The organism is Nocardia sp. NPDC050408 (assembly GCF_044458905.1).
GTDB lineage: Bacteria > Actinomycetota > Actinomycetes > Mycobacteriales > Mycobacteriaceae > Nocardia.
In genome coordinates, this window is record NZ_JBITIL010000004.1 from 535,269 (window position 1) to 553,936 (window position 18,668).

19 protein-coding genes are annotated in these 18,668 nt (G+C 64.5%); 16 read left to right on the top strand and 3 right to left on the bottom strand.

Going from position 1 to position 18,668, the window contains the following annotated elements; translation table 11 throughout:
* The first annotated feature begins 34 nt into the window (after positions 1-34).
* Positions 35-1,714, top strand: a complete 1,680-nt coding sequence (locus ACIBJI_RS15690; RefSeq protein WP_364343671.1) for a CocE/NonD family hydrolase — start codon at positions 35-37, stop codon at positions 1,712-1,714.
* Positions 1,715-1,902: 188 nt separating this feature from the next.
* On the opposite strand, the gene ACIBJI_RS15695 is transcribed toward ACIBJI_RS15690, so the two are convergent.
* Entirely contained in the window at positions 1,903-2,589 is a 687-nt protein-coding gene (locus tag ACIBJI_RS15695; protein WP_397084610.1) for a TetR/AcrR family transcriptional regulator, read from the bottom strand.
* A gap of 62 nt (positions 2,590-2,651) precedes the next feature.
* Here ACIBJI_RS15695 and ACIBJI_RS15700 point away from each other — a divergent pair, with 62 nt between their 5' ends.
* The 4 genes from ACIBJI_RS15700 to ACIBJI_RS15715 are packed head-to-tail and all read left to right on the top strand — an operon-like array spanning position 2,652 to position 6,077.
* A complete protein-coding gene (locus ACIBJI_RS15700; protein ID WP_397084612.1) occupies positions 2,652-4,271 on the top strand; it encodes an AMP-binding protein in 1,620 nt (539 codons plus the stop codon).
* Entirely contained in the window at positions 4,268-5,041 is a 774-nt protein-coding gene (locus ACIBJI_RS15705; RefSeq protein ID WP_364343662.1) for an enoyl-CoA hydratase/isomerase family protein, read from the top strand. Before ACIBJI_RS15700 ends, ACIBJI_RS15705 begins: the two co-directional genes overlap by 4 nt.
* A gap of 37 nt (positions 5,042-5,078) precedes the next feature.
* On the top strand, positions 5,079-5,837 hold the full coding sequence (locus ACIBJI_RS15710) for an SDR family NAD(P)-dependent oxidoreductase (protein WP_364343659.1): 759 nt from the start codon (positions 5,079-5,081) through the stop codon (positions 5,835-5,837).
* A 48-nt stretch (positions 5,838-5,885) separates the two neighbouring features.
* Positions 5,886-6,077 (top strand): nitroreductase family protein, encoded by a 192-nt coding sequence (locus ACIBJI_RS15715; protein WP_397084614.1) that lies wholly within the window; start codon positions 5,886-5,888, stop codon positions 6,075-6,077.
* Here the strand turns inward: ACIBJI_RS15715 and ACIBJI_RS15720 are convergent.
* Positions 6,029-6,631, bottom strand: a complete 603-nt coding sequence (locus tag ACIBJI_RS15720) for a helix-turn-helix domain-containing protein (RefSeq protein WP_327097618.1) — start codon at positions 6,629-6,631, stop codon at positions 6,029-6,031. The genes ACIBJI_RS15715 and ACIBJI_RS15720 overlap by 49 nt on opposite strands.
* 213 nt (positions 6,632-6,844) lie before the next feature.
* On the opposite strand from ACIBJI_RS15720, the gene ACIBJI_RS15725 reads away from it, so the two are divergent.
* From ACIBJI_RS15725 to ACIBJI_RS15735, 3 genes are read left to right on the top strand one after another with little or no spacing between them, the layout of a single operon-like run.
* Positions 6,845-8,017 (top strand): spirocyclase AveC family protein, encoded by a 1,173-nt coding sequence (locus ACIBJI_RS15725; protein WP_397084742.1) that lies wholly within the window; start codon positions 6,845-6,847, stop codon positions 8,015-8,017.
* Between the two features lies 1 nt (position 8,018).
* A complete protein-coding gene (locus ACIBJI_RS15730; RefSeq protein WP_397084617.1) occupies positions 8,019-8,837 on the top strand; it encodes an AAA family ATPase in 819 nt (272 codons plus the stop codon).
* Positions 8,834-10,528, top strand: coding sequence for a VWA domain-containing protein (locus ACIBJI_RS15735; protein ID WP_364343646.1), 1,695 nt, complete (start codon positions 8,834-8,836; stop codon positions 10,526-10,528). Before ACIBJI_RS15730 ends, ACIBJI_RS15735 begins: the two co-directional genes overlap by 4 nt.
* 18 nt (positions 10,529-10,546) lie before the next feature.
* Here the strand turns inward: ACIBJI_RS15735 and ACIBJI_RS15740 are convergent, their stop codons facing one another.
* A complete protein-coding gene (locus tag ACIBJI_RS15740) occupies positions 10,547-11,140 on the bottom strand; it encodes a helix-turn-helix domain-containing protein (protein ID WP_364343643.1) in 594 nt (197 codons plus the stop codon).
* A 606-nt stretch (positions 11,141-11,746) separates the two neighbouring features.
* On the opposite strand from ACIBJI_RS15740, the gene ACIBJI_RS15745 reads away from it, so the two are divergent.
* The 8 genes from ACIBJI_RS15745 to ACIBJI_RS15780 all read left to right on the top strand — a co-directional run bounded on the left by ACIBJI_RS15745 (position 11,747) and on the right by ACIBJI_RS15780 (position 18,661).
* The gene (locus ACIBJI_RS15745; protein ID WP_396955395.1) at positions 11,747-12,547 is read left to right on the top strand and encodes an SDR family NAD(P)-dependent oxidoreductase; all 801 of its coding nucleotides are present in this window, start codon (positions 11,747-11,749) and stop codon (positions 12,545-12,547) included.
* Positions 12,544-13,164, top strand: a complete 621-nt coding sequence (locus ACIBJI_RS15750) for a carboxymuconolactone decarboxylase family protein (protein WP_327097623.1) — start codon at positions 12,544-12,546, stop codon at positions 13,162-13,164. Before ACIBJI_RS15745 ends, ACIBJI_RS15750 begins: the two co-directional genes overlap by 4 nt.
* A gap of 76 nt (positions 13,165-13,240) precedes the next feature.
* Positions 13,241-14,548, top strand: a complete 1,308-nt coding sequence (locus ACIBJI_RS15755; RefSeq protein ID WP_364343635.1) for an aromatic ring-hydroxylating dioxygenase subunit alpha — start codon at positions 13,241-13,243, stop codon at positions 14,546-14,548.
* Positions 14,545-14,880, top strand: coding sequence for a hypothetical protein (locus tag ACIBJI_RS15760; protein ID WP_364343632.1), 336 nt, complete (start codon positions 14,545-14,547; stop codon positions 14,878-14,880). Before ACIBJI_RS15755 ends, ACIBJI_RS15760 begins: the two co-directional genes overlap by 4 nt.
* A gap of 62 nt (positions 14,881-14,942) precedes the next feature.
* Positions 14,943-15,782 (top strand): TauD/TfdA dioxygenase family protein, encoded by an 840-nt coding sequence (locus ACIBJI_RS15765; protein WP_397084620.1) that lies wholly within the window; start codon positions 14,943-14,945, stop codon positions 15,780-15,782.
* A 34-nt stretch (positions 15,783-15,816) separates the two neighbouring features.
* On the top strand, positions 15,817-17,088 hold the full coding sequence (locus ACIBJI_RS15770; RefSeq protein WP_397084621.1) for an aromatic ring-hydroxylating dioxygenase subunit alpha: 1,272 nt from the start codon (positions 15,817-15,819) through the stop codon (positions 17,086-17,088).
* Positions 17,085-17,420 (top strand): hypothetical protein, encoded by a 336-nt coding sequence (locus ACIBJI_RS15775; RefSeq protein ID WP_364343623.1) that lies wholly within the window; start codon positions 17,085-17,087, stop codon positions 17,418-17,420. Before ACIBJI_RS15770 ends, ACIBJI_RS15775 begins: the two co-directional genes overlap by 4 nt.
* Positions 17,417-18,661, top strand: a complete 1,245-nt coding sequence (locus tag ACIBJI_RS15780; RefSeq protein WP_397084623.1) for an amidohydrolase family protein — start codon at positions 17,417-17,419, stop codon at positions 18,659-18,661. The genes ACIBJI_RS15775 and ACIBJI_RS15780 overlap by 4 nt, the downstream gene beginning before the upstream one ends.
* Positions 18,662-18,668 lie beyond the last annotated feature (7 nt).

Here is an 18,668-nt window from a genome sequence, read left to right on the forward strand (position 1 = left end):
GTGATGGAGTGTCCGAGTGATCAGTGAGGATCCAATGAGTCAAGTGGCTATCGAGTTCGACGTGTCCGTACCCATGCGTGACGGGGTGATTCTGCGGGCCGACGTCTACCGGCCCGTCGGTGCGGGGCCGTGGCCGGTTCTCGTGCAGCGCACCCCCTACGACAAGGCTTCGCCGCAGGGGACCGCCCAGCTCGACACGCTCAAAGCTGTTCGGCGCGGTTACATCGTGGTGCAGCAGGACACGCGAGGAAGGTTCACATCCGACGGCGAGTGGCTGCCGTGGGCGTATGAGCAGCAAGACGGTTACGACACCATCGAGTGGGCCGCTGCGCTGCCCGGTAGCAACGGCAATGTGGGAATGTTCGGTGCAAGCTACACCGGCAACACCCAATGGGCTGCGGCCATCGCGGGGGCGCCGCACCTGCGCGCCATCGCGCCGCAGGTCACCTGGTGCGAGCCCGCCGACGGAATCTTCTTCCGTGGCGGAGCGATCGAACACGGATTGAATCTGTGGTGGTCGCTGATGGTCTCGGCGGGCCAGTATGCGAAGGTGGCGGCGGATACCGAGGAGCTGTTCGCCAAGCTGGGTACCACGATTCGCGACTTCGACCGGCTCGCCGAGGTGACATATAGGGAGTTGCCCTCAGGCGCGTCGCCGGCATTGGTGCGCACGAACCTGCCGGATATCGGCGTGCAGCGCGGCTTGCGTGATCCCGCCTCGATGGCCCAGGCCCGGGTCGCGGGCAGGCACGGTGAGGTCACTGTCCCGTCCTTGAACGTCGCGGGCTGGTACGACGTGTTCTCGCAGGGCTCGATCGACAACTACATCGCCGCACGCGAACAGGGCCACACGACTCGACTGATCGTCGGGCCATGGGAACATCTGAGTCTCCTCAGCCCCAGGCCAGAGCATGTCGGTGCGGTGAACTACGGGCTGGCCTCGGTGGCGCCACCGAGTTGTGACGGGACCATGACCGGTATTCAGCTGGACTGGTTCGACCAGTTCCTGCCCAGCGAACCGGTCGACGCGGAACCAGACCCGGGCGTGGACATCTTCGTCATGGGTCTGAATCAGTGGCGACACGAGCCGCAATGGCCCCTCGCCCGCGCCCGCGACACCGAGTTCTTCCTCCATCCCGACGGTCATCTGTCGACTTGTGCCCCGGCAGAGAACGAGGCGCCTTCGTCCTACGTCTACGATCCCGCCGACCCTGTGCCGACCACGGGCGGCGCGCTCATCATGGCGAGTGATTTCCGCCCCGGAGCCCTCGACCAGCAGGCAGTGGAGTCCCGTGTGGATGTGCTGGTGTTCACCAGCGACCCGCTCCCTGAGGACCTCGAGATCACCGGCCGGGTCACCGCGACCCTGTTCGCCGCCACCGACGGGCCCGCTACGGACTGGGTCGTGCGGCTGTGCGCTGTCGACGAACGAGGAACCTCGCTCAACATCGTCGACGGCATCACCCGCGTCATCACAGAGCCCGGACGCATCGATGAACACGAGATCGACCTGTGGTCGACCAGCATCGTGATCAAGGCAGGGCATCGGCTCCGGGTCCAGGTCACCTCCAGCAACTTCCCGCGCTGGGACCGCAACCTCAACACCGGAGAGGATCCGACCGTGGCCATCGAGCACCGTGTCGCCCACCAGAAGATCTTCCACGACTCCACGCGGCCCTCCCGGCTGATCCTGCCGGTGATCCCCGCCACCTAGAATGCCGCCGCGAAGGTCAGCGGTCAGCCCCAGACCTTCGCGGCATACGGGACCGAGTCGGCGTGGCTAGGGGGCTCGTGTTGCGACTCGGCCGCCCTCGCGCCCGCTATCGCGCCGCTCACGACCCCGCCAGCGCCGAGGATGCTCGGCGAGAGCGCCCACGCCGGCAGATTGTGCACGGCAACGGGTCAGTCAGGGCTGTGGAGTAACCCGTTCAACAGTAGGGCCGCCAGTTCGTTGAAGGCGTCTGCCGCCGACAGGCCGGTGCGCTCGAGCAGGACGCCGGACTGGACTCCCTCGATGGCGAGTGCGACGAGTTGGGAGGCGAACCTGCCGTCGGTGGCACGGAAACGACCTGTCCGTATCCCATCATCGATCAGTTCATGGACACGTTCGGCCGCGCGGGCGGTGTTGCGCGCGTAGATCTCGGCGGTGGGAGCGAAAGCGACCATGTCCTGGTAGAAGGCATTCGAGTTGCGCCGCATGGCATTCGCGATACCGCCGAGGTACGCGAGGATCTTGGCCTGCGGGTCGGTCTGGGTGGCCACATCGGCTTCGATGAGTTCGGCCGATTCGCCGAAGAACTGTTTGGTCGCCAGTACCACCAGCTGTTCCTTGGTCGCGGCGACGCTGTAGAGGGTGGCCTTGGAGCAATGCAGGCGCTCGGTGAGCTCGCCGATGGTGATGGTGGTGAAACCCTCGCTGAGAAAGATCTCCTGGACCTGACGCAGCAGGTCGTCACGCCGCGCCACATCAACGCGTCGCTTACGGGGAGTGTTGACCGTCGTTTGACGCGCCGAGGCCGTACGAGGCATGAGATCGAGTGTTTCACACCCATCCTCGAGCAGCTGCGAGCAGCGGGCTTTATCCGTCACCATTCCTACGGTACTCTTTTGGGTACCAATGAACTGTTTTACGTACCCACATTGGAGCGGTAGTGAGTCCTGACTATGCAATACGTGTCGGTGAGTTCCTCGAACAATTCGGGACGCCGGATGCGGATGTGGCCTGGTTGCTGTGCGACCGTCATCCGGCATCGGCTCGAGCCCTGATGATCGTCGACGAGCATTTGGCCGCGATCGAATACACCTACGGCGAGCTGGCCGAAGCGTCGCGACGAGCGGCTGCGGTTCTGTCCGCGGCCGGTGTGGGGCGCGGGGATCGGGTCGCGACCGTGATGGGCAAGAGCGCCCAATTGGTCGCGGTCGTGCTCGGTATTTGGCGCTTGGGCGCGGTCTACGTGCCGTTGTTCACCGCGTTCGCCGAGGATGCGATCCGGTCCCGCCTCGCCGACGCCGAGGTCAGGCTCGTCGTGGCCGATGAGGATCAGCGGGCGAAAGTGCCCGCAGGTGACTGGACGCTGATCGTCGCTGGTACCGATTCCCCCGACGGGTTGAGCGCCCGCCTTGTCGCGGCCTCGTGGCAAGACATCGGCTCGACGCCGGTCGGTGGAGACGGGGCGCTGGTGCACATGTTCACCTCCGGTACCACCGGCAAACCCAAGGGTGTGGTGCATCCGGTGCGCTATGCAGCCGGGTGGCAGAGCTACCTCGAGTTCGGTCTGGGCGTCGGGCCCGACAGCGTTTTCTGGTGCGGCGCCGACCCGGGATGGGCTTACGGGCTCTACACCGCGATCGTGGCTCCCCTGGCGGCCGGTGTGCCGACGCTGCTGCTGCGCGTCGGATTCTCGGCCGCCGACACCTGGACGGTGTTGAAGGATCGCGCGGTCACCGATTACACCGCTGCGCCCACGGTCTACCGCGGCCTGCGCGCCTCCGGCCTGCCAGTTCCCCAGGGGCTCGCGCTGCGCCGGCTGTCGAGCGCGGGGGAGCCGCTGACCCCGGAGGTCAACGACTGGGCTCGCGACGCGCTCGGGCTCGAGGTGCACGATCACTACGGCCAGACCGAACTCGGCATGCCGATCGGTTTCCCGCACCACCCCAGCCTGCGACGGCCGGTGCTGGCCGGTGCGATGGGAACTTCGCTGCCGGGCTGGGAGATCACCGTCCTGGGCGAGGACGACGACGCACCGGTCGAGTCCGGTCAGACCGGGCGGCTGGCGATCGTGGTCGCGGGCAGTCCGTTGATGACCTTCCGCGGCTATGTCGGAGGGCGCGGCGGCGACCGATTCCGCGCCGGGGGCGCCTATTTCCTGACCGGTGACATCGCATCGATCGACGCCGACGGGATCGTGCGGTTCTCCGCGCGCGACGACGACGTCATCATTATGGCCGGCTACCGCATCGGCCCGTTCGACATCGAATCCACGCTCCTGCAGCACCCCGCTATCAGCGAAGCCGCAGTGGTCGCTGGTCCCGATGAGGTGCGCGGCGAGGTCGTGGAGGCGTTCGTGGTCCTCGCGCCCGGCGCCGCCGTCTCCGACGATCTCGTCCAGCAGCTACAGCAATGGGTCAAGAAGAACTACGCCGCGCATGCCTACCCGCGGCGTATCCATTTTGTGCAGAGCCTGCCCAAGACGCCGAGCGGCAAGATCCAGCGCGCACAGCTGCGGCAGCGGCGCCGCGAGGACGCCGGCCTGGGCGCGGGTGCCCGATGAACCTGCCCGCACCGGTCCTGGTTACCCGTACCGGTCCGATCCGCACCCTGACACTCAACCGCCCCCACCGCCGCAACGCATTGGACCCCGAGTTGATCGATGCTCTGGCTGCCGCGGTGACCGAGGCGGAACAAGATCCGCACACCCGGTGCCTTGTCCTCGCCGGAGCGGGCAAGAGCTTCTGCGCCGGCGCCGACCTGCGGTACTTTCTGAGCCTGGCCGACACCCCGGGTGGGCCGACGCAGTTTCTGCGCCGGGTTTCGGCCGTGGTCACTCGGCTCGAGACCAGCCGCCTGCCGGTGGTGGCCGCCTTGCACGGCCACGCTGTGGCCGGTGGTCTGGAGCTTGCACTGGCCTGTGACGTGGTGGTCGCCGCCGACACGACACTGATCGGCGACGGGCACATCCGCAACAACCTGCTCCCGGCCGCGGGCTCGAGCGTGCGACTGCCACGCAAAATCGGCGACTCCGCGGCACGGTGGCTGGCCCTGACCGGACAACTGGTCCCCGCCCAGCGGCTCGCCACCACCGGCTGGCTGCACGCGGTGGTGCCGGCCGAGGAAGTGCACGCCTGCGCACGAGCCGCCGCGATCGAACTGGCCGAAGCCGGCGGTCCGGCCCAAACCGCGTTCAAAGCCCTCCTGCACACCCTGACCACTATGGACGAAAACCAAGGACTGGCCCGAGAACTCGCCGACTTCGAACAGCACTGGAACACCAATGACGTACCGGCCTCGCTGACCGCATTCCTGCAACGCCGATCGGCCTGAAGGCATGCCGAGCCACTATCACATTCCTGGGAGTGCAATGAACCGCTACACCGATCAAGTCGTCCTCGTGACCGGCGGAGCCCAAGGGCTCGGCGCGGGTATGGCCGAGCGATTCGCGGCCGAAGGAGCAATCGTAGCCATCGGCGACGTCAACGACGTCGCCGCCCGAGACCTCGCTGACCGCCTGGAAAAGGAATTCGGGCGCACCTGCCTGGCCCATCCGGTCGATGTCACCTCCTCGGACGATGTCAACGCCTGGATCGAAGCCGTCGTCGGTGCGCACGGCCGTATCGATGCCCTGGTCAACAACGCCGGAATCATCCGCGACAACCGGATCGAGGACATCGACGACACCGACTGGCACTCGGTATTGGATGTCTCCCTCTCGGGGGCCTTCTTCTGCGCCCGAGCGGTGTTGCCGCACATGCGATCACGCAACTACGGCCGGATCGTCTCGTTCTCCTCGATGAGCTGGCGCGGCAACTTCGGCCAAGCCAACTACGTCGCCGCCAAAGCGGGCATCGTCGGACTCACCCGCACCCTCGCACTCGAAACCGCCCGCCAGGGCATTACCGCCAATGCCATCGCCCCCGGCCTCATCGAAACACCCATGCTCGCTTCGATGAACACCGCGGCCCGCGAAAAGCTGATCGCCAAAGTGCCCCAACGCAAGACCGGACAGCCCCAAGACATCGCCGAGGCCGCCGCCTACCTGTGCTCCCCGGCCGCCGGATACGTCAGCGGAGTCGTACTCGACGTCGACGGAGGCTTGGGTATCGGCTCATCGATCCGGTAGCGGAAACCGACCGCAGCGGCGGTTCACACTCCGATGGCCTGGCCGATGATGACCTTCACGACCCGGCTGCTGGCAGACCGGTGGAGCTGCCGCGGTTTTCGGCCGGAACCGGTATCGCGCGAGACCATCACGCGGGTTCTCGATCTGGCTCGGCGGTCGCCGTCATGGTGTACGTCGGAGATGAACCGGCGTCAGGGCAGTTTGATTGCCGACATGTACATTTCGAGGGTTGGTCTGTAGAGGTCGACGTCATCGAGTTGGGTTCCCAGCGCGACCGAGTCGGTGGTGGCGATGAGCACGCGGGCGAACGTCAGTGGGGGAATCAGCAGGGTCGCGCCGATTCGATCGAGGCCTTCGACGATGAATCGTGCCAGGGCTTCGGCGACCTCGACTCGTTTGGTTGCGACTCGTTCCCGGGCCTCGGGGTTGCGCAACAGGTACAGAGTGAATTCGTAGCCCAGCGCGGCGGACTCGGCGCCGCGGTCTTCAGCGAGTTGGCGCCACCGCTGGGCGACTTGGTCGAGTTCGTGCGCTCCCACCTGGCTTGCTGCCGATAGCAGCTCGGTGAATGTATCGAAGTAGCGCTGCCAGTACCGGTCGCTCACCGCTAGGAAGAGTTCTTCCTTCGTGGGGAAGTGCTTGTATATGGCGCCTTTGGTGTAGCCCGCCGCATGAGCGATGTCATCGAGGGTTGCCGCCGTGAACCCTTTTTCGGCAAACACCTCTTGCGCGGCATCCAACAGGAGCGACCGGGTGCGCTCGAGTCGTCGCTCCCTCGTCCATCGCTCAGCCATGTCAGCGAGTATGCCATGAATCTAAGAAACTATTCCGACGCTCAGATTCTTACTGGTATATTTTCGGACGACGGGCTACTGAAGGAGGGCGACGATGACTGCCTCATCGACGACAGACAGATACGCCGACACCGAGGTGATAGCTGAAGGGTGTCCGCTCTTCGAGCGGATCCGCATGGGTTGGACCACGACGATCCCGAAGCAGGCTGCGCGATGAGCGGGCCGTTGGGTAGGAAGAAGGCAGCCACCGTCACCGAGGAGATCGGCGGAGTCGCCTCCTTGGGTGCCAAAGCTCAGTCCACGAGCAAGCCCGTCCGGAGCTGGGCGATCGTCGGGGGCTTGATCCTGGCGTTCCAGGTGTATGTGTGGATCCGCTGGGTGTCGGGACCATTCTTCGTCCGGGTGCCCACAGGGCCCAGTGACCCGCCGACGTGGATGAAGACGATCCTCATCACGTGGACGGCCGTGATCTTGGTCGGCTGGCCGATCGGCGTCTACTACTTCATCATCAGGCCCTGGCGGCGTGAGCGGCGGATCACGCTCGACGGCATGCTCCTGGTCGCCTGCGGCCTGCTGTTCTTCCAGGATCCGCTCCTGAACTACTTCAACACGTGGAGTACCTACAACACCTGGATGTTCAATCGGGGGTCGTGGGTGGCCCACATTCCGGGTTGGCGCTCGTATGCCGAACCGGGCCAGATGATGGCCGAACCGTTGTTGATGAACGCGGCGGGTTATTCCTACGGAGTTCTGCTGTGCACGATCCTCGGATGTTGGATCATGCGCCGTGCGAAGTCGAAGTGGCCGGATATCAGCAACTTCGGATTGATCGGCGTTCTGATCGTGTGGACGTTCTTCTTCGATCTCGTCATCGAGGGCCTCTTCCTGATGCCGATGGGACTTTTCACCTACCCCGGCGCAATTCGATCCCTGTCGATCAATGCCGGCACCTACTACCAATGGCCGATCTATGAAGGACTCATGTGGGGAGGTGTCCAGGCAGGTCTGTGCGCGCTGCGTTATTACACCGACGATCGTGGCCGGACCTTTGTCGAACGAGGACTGGAACGGATCCAGGGCGGGGCCGTGAAGCAGCAGGCTACGCGTTTCCTGGCCATTTTCGCGGCGTGCAGTCTGTTCTTCTTCGTGTTCTACAACCTGCCCGCGCAGTGGTTCGCCATGCACGCCGATCCCTGGCCCGAGGACATCCAGAAGCGTTCGTACTTCGACATGGGCATCTGTGGTGAAGGGACAGGGCGGCTCTGTCCTGATCCTGTTCTGCCGATCCCCGGCAAGAACACCGGCTACATCAATCCGGAAGGCCGGCTCGTTCTCCCTGAGGGCGCAGAGCTTCCGGAAGTCGTTCCATTCGAGCGAGGAAATTAGTATGTCGACCAGTCAATCCACCGCTGTACTCCCGGTTTTGGAAGCACCGTTCTACCGGCCGGTCGGCGACGAGGTAGCAGTCTTTCGGGCGGCGGCCCGACGCGGTTCGCCAGTACTGTTGAAGGGCCCCACGGGATGCGGGAAGACGCGCTTCGTGGAGGCCATGGCCCACGAACTCGGGCGCGAGCTGATTACCGCCGCGGGCCACGAGGACATGACCTCGGCGGACCTGGTTGGCCGTTTCCTGCTAAAGGGTGGGGAGACGGTCTGGGTGGACGGGCCCTTGACCCGGGCCGTGCGCGAGGGCGCCATCTTCTATCTGGACGAGGTGGTCGAGGCGCGCCAGGACACCACCGTGGTCATTCATCCGCTCGCCGATCACCGCCGTGAACTGCCGATCGATCGACTCGGCACGACACTGCGGGCAGCCCCCGACTTCCAGCTGGTCATCTCCTACAATCCCGGCTACCAGAGCGTCCTGAAAAGCCTCAAAGAGTCGACCCGCCAGCGTTTCGTTGCCATCGAACTCGACTTCCCGCCCGCCGAGGTCGAGACCGACGTGGTCGCCTTCGAAGCCGGGATCGGATCGGAGACCGCGACAGCGCTGGTCGAACTCGGTCACGCCATTCGAAACTTGGATGGCTCACCGCTGCGTGAAGTGGCCTCCACCCGGTTGTTGATCCTCGCGGGCGGTCTGGTCGCTGAAGGGCTGAGCCTGCGCAGTGCGGTGCGGTCGGCCGTTGTCCAAGTGCTCTCGGACGATCAGGATGTCGTCCGTGCCCTCGGCGAACTCATCGACGCCGTCCTGCCGCGACCATGAACGTTTCCAATCCGAACAGCCACGACCGGTTTCGACTCCTCGCCACCTTCATCGCCGGCCGGGCTGTCGAAGTTGCGGAGGCACCGGCTGGTCAGCCTGCTCACACCAACGGCCAGATCATCTTCGTCTCAGCGGGCCGCTCGGTCGCCGAGCAGCGCCGCGAGATGCTGCTCCAGACCGCGCTGCTCGGTGCGGGGAGTCTGGATCAGCGATTGGTGAAGGCGCTTCGGGCTCGTCCGGTGGTGGCGCGGCGCTACCTGGCGCTGGAAGGTCGGCGAGTGATCGTCGACCTCGCCGAGCGGATTCCACTCGCAGCTGGGCTCGGTCCGCACGAGCCTCCGGCCACCTCGAGCGCCGAGGAGTCGCTCGAGGTGGCCGGAGGCCGAGTACCGGTGGCCGACCCACCGGAGTGGTTCGGTGCCATCAAGCCCTCCCGATTGCTGGCACGCAGTGCCGCACCGGGCGCGCGGGCCACGAACAAAGAGCTGCGCTTGGAATTCGATCCGATCGACTTACCCGAGGCCGACGACGACGATGACGATGGCAGTGAGCAGTCCGGGAGGAGCAAGATTCTCGCACTGTTCGAAAATCCGCTGTTCAACTCGCGGGCGCTGTCGGACAAACTCCGCAAGCTGTTCGGCAACTCCCGGGCACCCGGGGATGGCTCCGCTGGTGCGGAGATGCAGGTTCGTGCCGTTCGACGGGTGTACCAGGTGGGAGTCGATGCCCGGCCGCTGCCAACACGGATCCAGTTCACCGATGACGGCAAGCCCGGCGCCACGCTGGGCGTAGGTGGAGCGCTTTATCCGGAGTGGGATGTCCACAACCATCGGTATCGGCCCGAGTGGTGCCGGGTCATCGACTTCCCGCTGACAGTCGCCGCCGATATCTCCGCGGCCGGTGTTCCGCTCGACGACGTGCTCCGGCGACGCTTGTCGCGAATCGGCCTGGGCCCCAAGGTTCTGCGCGGCCGTCCCGATGGCGACGAGCTCGACATCGAGGCGCTCATCGATATGTTCGTCGACCTGCGTTCGGGCTACTCGTCGCCGGAAAACATCTACCTGGAACGCCGAAAACTCGAGCGTAATCTCGGCGTCCTCATCCTGCTCGATGCCTCCGGGTCTGCCACCGATACCGATACCGAAGGCCTCGCTGTACACGACCACCAGCGGCGGGCAGCCGCGACGTTGGCCGTTACGCTCGAAGAGCTCGGCGACCGCGTCGCGGTCTACGCGTTTCGCTCACAGGGGCGCCACGCTGTTCATCTACCGGCGATCAAGACGTTCGGACAGCGTTTCGGCGCGGTCGGGCGAGCCCGGCTCAACCAGCTCCAACCATCGAACTACACGCGCCTGGGTGCAGGCATCCGCGGTGCGGGCGAAATCCTCAAAACTGAAGCAGGCACTGAAAACCGGCTGCTGGTGGTCCTTTCGGACGGCTTTCCCTATGACGATGGCTACGAGGGTCGCTACGCCGAAGCCGATGCCCACAAGGCACTCGAAGAACTCCGCGCCGACGGTGTCGCCTGCCTGTGCCTTTCGATCGGCGCCACCACCGGCACCGATGCCCTCGAACGCGTCTTCGGTTCCGTCAGCTATGCCAGCGCCGCGACCCTGAGCGAGCTGAGCCCGCGGATGGATGAGTTCTTTTTGTCTTCCCTTCGGGAACTCGCCGCACCGAAACCGCGGTAGCGATGAGAGGAGTTCGAGTCACGGTTGGCGTCGTTCGCCTTCGACATCACGCAGGAAGGATTCGATCAGCTCGATTGCCTCGTCGTGTGCGGTATCGACGTCGAAAGCTTCTTCCATACGCAGGAAGCGCGACACGCTGGACATGAGTAAGACCAGTGCTCCCGGGGTGTAGGTTTCGGCGGCGGGGCCGTAGTCGCCGAGAACCTTGGTGACGGCGTCGAGTTGCATGGCGCGGAAGCGTCGGGAGGAGTTGGCGATCTCGGTGCGGATGGCCTTGCGGTGGTTGGCCAGCGCGACGAATTCCATGGTCAACGCGGTGTGGGATTGGTCGTGGATGGCTTCCCACAAGGCCCACAGTGGCTGAGGTGAGGCCAGTGCCTCGAGTTGGCGTTGGTAGCTGCGGTCGGCTCCGCGGCGGAACAGTTCGATGAACAGATTGTCCATATTGCCGAAGTAGTAGTGATACAGGGCGGAATTCGCTTCGGCGCGTGCGGCCACGCGCCGGGTGCTGACCGCGGCGTAGCCCTCTTCCCGCATGATTTGCTCGGCGGCGTCGAGCAGGGCGCTTCGTGTCGGTGAGTCCTCGGCGTCGGATGCGCGAGCGGGCTTCATGGTGTTGGCCTCCCAGGTGTGTGAGGCACGAAGCCTTCGGTGTCGTTGCGATCGTGTGGTTCGTGGTTGCGCGAATAGAAGGTAACCCGCGCTCTTGCCTGTTCGGTCTCCGGCCGCGATCGAGTCGGCCGATGGGTCGGTGACCGGGCTTTCGCAAGTCGCTTGACAGCGGTGAACCAGGTCACGTATATCTTAATCACCTGATTGAATTAATCAGTCGCTTAAGGCCCCTGATGTGGGTCTTCGCGGTCATTCGATGTCCCCGGCGCAACCTCGATCGCTGTCGGGCCGAACGAAGAATGTGGTGTCGCGCGTGGCATATCTCCCTACTCTCATCTCGGCGGTACGACGGCCGCCGCTGTGGATCTGCACCGCCCGCGCTGGCGCGGGAGATGTTCGTGGCGTGGCAGCCGGAGGACTCGAGTACCACAACGTGATCGGCGAGAGGTGTGAACGAGGCACTGGAGAGATCCGCCTTTCGAGCGCGGTCGTTGCCTGCGCCGAGCTGAGGTGTAGTGCGCAGGAAAGTGAAAGTCGTTGTGTTGCAATAATCGACCGCCGCGATGCTGGCGTTCTTGCTGATCGTCGTATCCACGGTGATGCCCGATGACGGGCACTGTCGCGGTTAGCGACCGCGAGGGTGTCGACCGGCGTCCGGCGAAGCGCCCCCGGGTCGCGGTGGTGACCGGCGGAGCCTCGGGGATGGGGTTATCGATCTGTGCGGCGTTCGCTGCCAGCGGGTATCGGGTCGCGGTTCTCGACATCGATGATGGCGCCGCTCAGCGGGCCGCCGAACAGTTGCGTGCCGCCGATGGCGCGGCGATCGCCTGTGCGGTCGATGTCACCGATCGCGAGGCGGTCGGTGCGGCGATGCGCAAGGTGCGCGCCGAATTCGGTGCGATCGAAATCCTGGTCACCAGTGCGGGGTTGGTCGGTTTCTCGCCGTTCACCGAGATTTCGCCCGAGGCATGGAACCGGGTCGTCGACGTGAATCTCAACGGCGTCTTCCACTGCGCGCAAGCCGTCATCCCGGATATGGTCGCCGCGGGGTGGGGCAGGATCGTGACCATTTCCTCGTCGAGTGCGCAACGCGGATCGCCAGGGATGGTGCACTACACCGCAGCCAAGGGTGGTGTGGTGGCGATGACCAAGGGCCTTGCGCGCGAGTACGCCGCGAGTGGGATCACCGTCAACACCATCCCGCCGTCGGGAATCGACACGCCCATGCAACGGCAGTCGCAGGCAGCCGGAAACCTGCCGGATAACTCCGTGATGGCAAAAGCAATCCCAGTCGGACATCTGGGCACCGGAGACGATATCGCCGCCGCCTGCTTGTTCTTGTGCTCCGACCAGGCCGGCTACATCACCGGCCAGATACTCGGCGTGAACGGCGGGTCGGTGATATGACCGAAGCCACGGCCCCGCGTCTGGTGCCGCTACCGGTGCACGAATGGGACGAACGCACGATCGCGATGCTGTGCGGGCATGTCGGAGCGGCGGACCGGTATCTGTCGGGCGAACCGGACGCGCCACGGATGCCCAATATTCTGGGGGTTTTCGCACATCACACCGAATTGGCTTCGGCGTGGCTGGCCTTCAACGGTCTGCTGCTCGAGCGTCCCGCGCTGGATCCGTTGGACCGGGAACTGGTGATCCTGCGTGTGGCGTGGCGCAGCGGCTCGGACTACGAGTGGAGCCAGCACGCTCGGATGGCCGCCGGTCTGGGGCTCGACGAGCACCAGATCAGGGCAGTGCGTCACGGCCCGGCCGCACCGGGGTGGTCACCTGTGCAACGGCTGCTGCTGACCACGACCGACGAGCTGTTGGAACGCCACTGCGTCACCGACCGCACCTGGACCGAGCTGGCGCGCCATTTCGATGAACGTCAGCTGATCGAATTGCTGTTCGTCGCCGGCTCGTACCTGTGCCTGGCGATGGTGTTCAACAGCGTTGCCCTGCAACCGGACCCGGAAATCGACCGGCCACGACCGTCCGAACTCCCGGAAATGGAGGAACAACCGTGAGCGAGCGTCAGCGAGCGAACCATCAACACAGCGCGCTTTCGCGCACGACGGAGCCGAGCGCCAGCGAGGTGCAGTCGTGAGTGAACTCGTCAGCGAACCGGCGCCCCAGCGCCTTTGGCCCAAGCCTGCCGAAGGCAGCTGGACCCAGCACTATCCGGAGCTGGGGACCGGCATGATGTCGTTCGAGGACTCGGTCTCGCCCGAATTCTTCGAACTCGAGCGCGAGGCGATCTTCAAACGTGCCTGGCTCAATGTCGGCCGGATCGAGCAGTTGCCCCGCACCGGTAGCTATTTCACCAAGGAACTCGATGTTGCCCGCACGTCGATCATCGTTGTGCGTGACCGCGACGGGAGTATCCGTGCGCTGCACAATGTGTGCCGACATCGCGGCAACAAACTCGTGTGGAACGAATTCCCCTGGGAAGAAACGTCGGGCACGTGTCGGCAGTTCACCTGTAAATATCACGGCTGGCGCTACGGACTCGACGGGTCGCTCGCCTTCGTGCAGCAGGAGGGTGAGTTCTTCGACCTGGACAAGAAGGATCTCGGGCTCGCGCCGGTGCATTGCGAGGTGTGGGCGGGGTTCATCTTCGTCAACCTCGATGCCGAGCCGCGACAGACGCTGCGGGAATTCCTCGGCCCGATGATCACCGATCTGGATGGTTACCCGTTCGACAAGATGACCGAATGGTACGAATTCAAGGCGGACAATCAGAGTAACTGGAAACTGTTCGCCGACGCGTTCCAGGAGTACTACCACGTTCCCGGCCTGCACTCCCAGCAGGTGCCCAGTGCGGTGCGAACCCCGGGAAAGGGTTTCGAGTGCGCGCATTTCCAGGTCGACGGCCCGCACCGGATGGTGTCGACCGGCGGCGCGCGACGCTGGACGATGCCCGCGGAGTTCATGTATCCGATCGAGCGGGTCACTCGAAGCGGCCTGGTGGGGCCGTGGGAATCCCCCGATCTGGGTCCGATGCCGAAGGGATTGAATCCCGGCCGGATCGATCCGTGGGGTATCGATAACTTCCAGATCTTCCCCAATATCGAGATTCTCATCTACCGCGGCTGGTATCTGCTGTACCGGTATTGGCCGACCTCCTACAACAGCCACCGCTTCGAGGGCGTGCTCTGCTTCCAGCCTGCGCGCACGGTTCGCGAGCGGGTCGAGCACGAGGTCGCCTCGGTGGTGTTCAAGGAATTCGCGCTCCAGGACGCGGGCATGCTCACCGGCACGCAGACAGCTTTGGAATCGGCCTACCGGACCGTGGGGATGACGCATTTCCCCGTCAACGACCAGGAGATTCTCGTGCGCCATTTCCACAAGGCCGTCGCGGACTGGGTCGACGAGTACCGCACCGACTTGGCGCAGGTGAGTGCGCGATGACAACCACACTGCTGCCACCGGCCTTCGCCGATCTCGAGCCCTTCGCGCGAATCTGGTGTCTGCCAGTCGAATCCGAACGATACAAGCAGCGTCTGAACAAGTCGATGGCCGAGATGCAGGCCTTCTACGACGCGTGTTTTCCCCGGGTGGACGACGCGATCACCTACTGCGACAAATTTCCGCTCGACGACCTGCCCGACGATGCGATCCAACTACTGCGGATGGTGTATTCGCTGGTGACCGTCGCGATGGCGATCGAGATCTTCAAGCAGCCCAAACCCGTCGACAGCGCTGACGCCGAACTCGAACGCGTTGCCGAACCCTGGCCCTGACTTGTTTCTCCAACTCGGCCACAGCGCCGTGAGCGGGCAATGGCCGGAAGGACCACACCCTCATGACGATCACTATCGACGAACTCAGCCACGATGTCGGCGCGGAAGTCCACGGCGTCGATCCGCGGACGTTACTCACCGACCCGTCCCTGCCTGACACAATCCTCAATATCCTGGAGCAGCACGGTGTCCTGGTATTCCGCGACCTGCATCTGGATCCCGAGACGCAGGTGGCGTTCTGCCGCAAACTGGGTGAGGTCGATACCTCACCCGGGCATCATCCGGTCGAGGGTATATACCGGGTCAGCCTCGACACGACAAAGAATTCCTCGGCGAGCTATCTGCGTGCGACCTTCGACTGGCATATCGACGGCTGCACTCCAGAGGACGATGCCTACCCCCAGATGGCGACCATGCTCACCGCCAAGGCCGTCGCGGCCAGCGGCGGAGAAACCGAATTCGCCAGCACCTACAAGGCTTTCGGCAATCTGAGTGCCGCGGAACAGAAGTTTCTCGCGCCGTTGCGGGTTGTGCATTCGCTCGAGGCGTCGCAGCGGGGTGTGACCGCAGATCCGACACCGGAACAACTCGCCGTGTGGCGACGCCGACCGAGCAAGCAACACCCGTTGATCTGGACCCACAAATCCGGACGTCGCTCACTGGTACTCGGGGCGTCGACCGACCACGTCATAGGCTTGCCCCCGAGCGAGAGCCGCGCGTTGCTGGACGGTCTGCTGCGTCGCTGCACCGCACCCGAGCGCGTCTACCGGCACGAGTGGTCGGTTGGTGACACCGTGATCTGGGACAACCGGGGCGTCATCCACCGTGCGGCCCCGTATCCGCAGGACTCACCGCGAGAGATGCTGCGCACCACCGTACTCGGTGAAGAACCGATCGAATAACCCCCTTCCGCAGACCATTTCAGGAGTCAACCCAATGCCTCGTTGGCCCAAGCCCGCCGAGGGCAGCTGGACGCAGCACTATCCCGAGCTCGGCATCGAACCGATGTCGTACGAGGACTCGATCTCGCCGGAGTTCTTCGAACTCGAACGCGAGGCGATCTTCAAACGCGCCTGGCTCAATGTCGGCCGCGTAGAACAACTTCCGCGCACTGGAAGCTACTTCACCAAGGAGATCCATGCCGCGCACACCTCGGTGATCATCGTGCGCGACCGTGACGGCGGTATCAACGCCTTCCACAACATCTGCCGCCACCGCGGCAACAAACTCGTGTGGAACGAAATCCCGCGCGAGGAAACCTCCGGTACCTGTCGCCAGTTCACCTGCAAATACCACGGCTGGCGCTACGGACTCGACGGTGCACTGGCCTTCGTTCAGCAGGAAGAGGAGTTTTTCGACCTCGACAAGGCAAATCTGGGCCTAGCGAAAGTGCACTGCGAGGTCTGGTCCGGATTCATCTTCGTCAACCTCGCCGCCGAGCCGCGTCAGAGTTTGCGAGAATTCCTGGGCCCGATGGTGGCCGGTCTGGAGGGCTACCCGTTCGATCGGCTCACCGAGCGCTATTCGTACCGGTCCGAGGTCGGAGCGAACTGGAAGCTGTACATGGACGCTTTCCAGGAGTTCTATCACGCACCCGTTCTGCACGGAAAGCAGACTCCGGACAACTTCTCTGTCGCCGCGCAGCGGGCCGGTTTCGAGGCGCCGCACTACCAACTCGACGGACCGCACCGGCTCGTCAGCACCTCCGGTGTGGTCACCTGGGAACTCGATCCGACCATGCGTAAACCCATGGAGGACATCACCCGCAGCGGTCTGTTCGGGCCGTGGGACGTCCCGGATCTGGGCCCGATGCCCGAAGGGCTCAATCCGGCGGGCTGCGACCCGTGGGGCCTGGACTCCTTCCAGCTGTGGCCGAACTTCGTCATTCTCATCTGGTCCGGCGGCTGGTATCTGACCTATCACTATTGGCCGACGTCCTACAACTCCCACATTTTCGAAGGCAACCTGTACTTCCCGCCCGCCCGCACCCCACGCGATCGGGTCGCGCACGAAATGGCCGCGGTCACCTTCAAAGAGTATGGGCTGCAGGACTCTTCGACGCTGGAGGCGACGCAGCTCATGCTCGAATCCCGTGCGGTCACGACATTCCAACTCAACGATCAGGAGATCCTGTTGCGGCACCTGCACAAGGTCGCCGCCGACTGGGTCGGCGATTACGAACGCGAGCGTGCGGAGGCCCGGCGATGAGCGAAACCCTGTTGCCCGGCGAATTCGCCGACCTGGAACCGTATGCGGCACTGTGGTGCCTGCCCACCGAAACCAAACGCTACCGCCGCCGCCTGGACAGTTCGATGGACGATATGCAGCGGTTCTACGACGCCATCACCCCGCGCGCCGAGGACGCGCTCGCCTACTGCGACAAATTCACGATCGACGATATACCCGAAGACGCCAAAAACCTGATGTACCTGCTGTATTCGATGATCCAGGTGTCCTTCCCGGTCGAAGTGTGGAGGCAACCACGCATACCCGACACCGGGTCGGCATCGCTGACCTGCGTGATCGAGCCCGGCCTGTGAACGATCAGGTGATCGTGCTGCGGGCCGCGGCCTGGGTCGACGTCGAGACCGGGCAGCGGCATACCTCGGCGGTGATCGTCGTCGAGGGCAACCGCATCGCCGCGATCGACCCGCCCGAGCTGCCCGCCGGCGCGCAGGTCATCGACCTGGGTGAGCTCACGCTGCTGCCCGGGTTGATGGATATGGAGGTCAACCTGCTCATCGGCGGCCCGGACAACCCCTCGGGGCTGCCGAACCCGATGCACGGCGTGCAGGACGATCCGGTGTATCGCACCTTGCGGGCCACGGTGAACGCATGCACCACCTTGCACGCCGGCTTCACCACGGTCCGCAACCTCGGTCTGATGGTAAAGACCGGTGGCTATCTGCTCGATGTGGACCTCGGCCGCGCCATCGAACAGGGCTGGATCGCGGGGCCGCGCATCGTCGCCGCAGGACACGCGATCACCCCCACCGGAGGTCATCTCGACCCGACCATGTTCCAACGCCTCGCCCCGCACATCATGCCGCTCAGTGTCGAGGAGGGTCGTGCCAACGGGGTTCCGCAGGTCCGCGAATCGGTCCGGTACCAGATCAAATACGGCGCGGAGGTCATCAAGATCTCCGCATCCGGCGGGGTGATGTCGCACGGCACAGTGGCGGGGGCTCAGCAGTACTCGGATGAGGAACTGGTCGCGATCGTCGACGAAGCCCACCGTGCCGGGGTTCGGGTCGCCGCGCACGCGCACGGTGATGCCGGAATTCGTGCGTGCATCCGCGCCGGAGTCGACTGCATCGAACACGGCTCACTTGCCACCGACGACACCATCGCCATGATGGTCGAACACGGTACGTACCTCGTACCGACGAGCTACCTGTCCGAAGGCCTCGATGTCTCCAAAGCTGCACCGGCACTGCAGAAGAAAGCCGCCGAGGTCTTCCCCCGCGCTCGCGAAACCCTACGCAGGGCTATCCACGCCGGGGTCAAGATCGCCTGCGGCACGGACGCACCCGCTATCCCGCACGGCCACAACGCCAAAGAACTGTGGGCGCTGGTCGACCGCGGCATGACACCGGCGCAGGCATTGCGCGCGGCGACGGTCACCAGCGCCGAACTCATCGGCGTCGAGGACCGTGGGCGTCTGGCACCGGGGCTGCTGGCCGACATCATCGCGGTACCCGGCGACCCGACCGCCGACATCTCCGTCATCGAAGACGTGCGGTTCGTCATGAAGGACGGCCACATCCACAAGAACAGCTGAGCGCTAC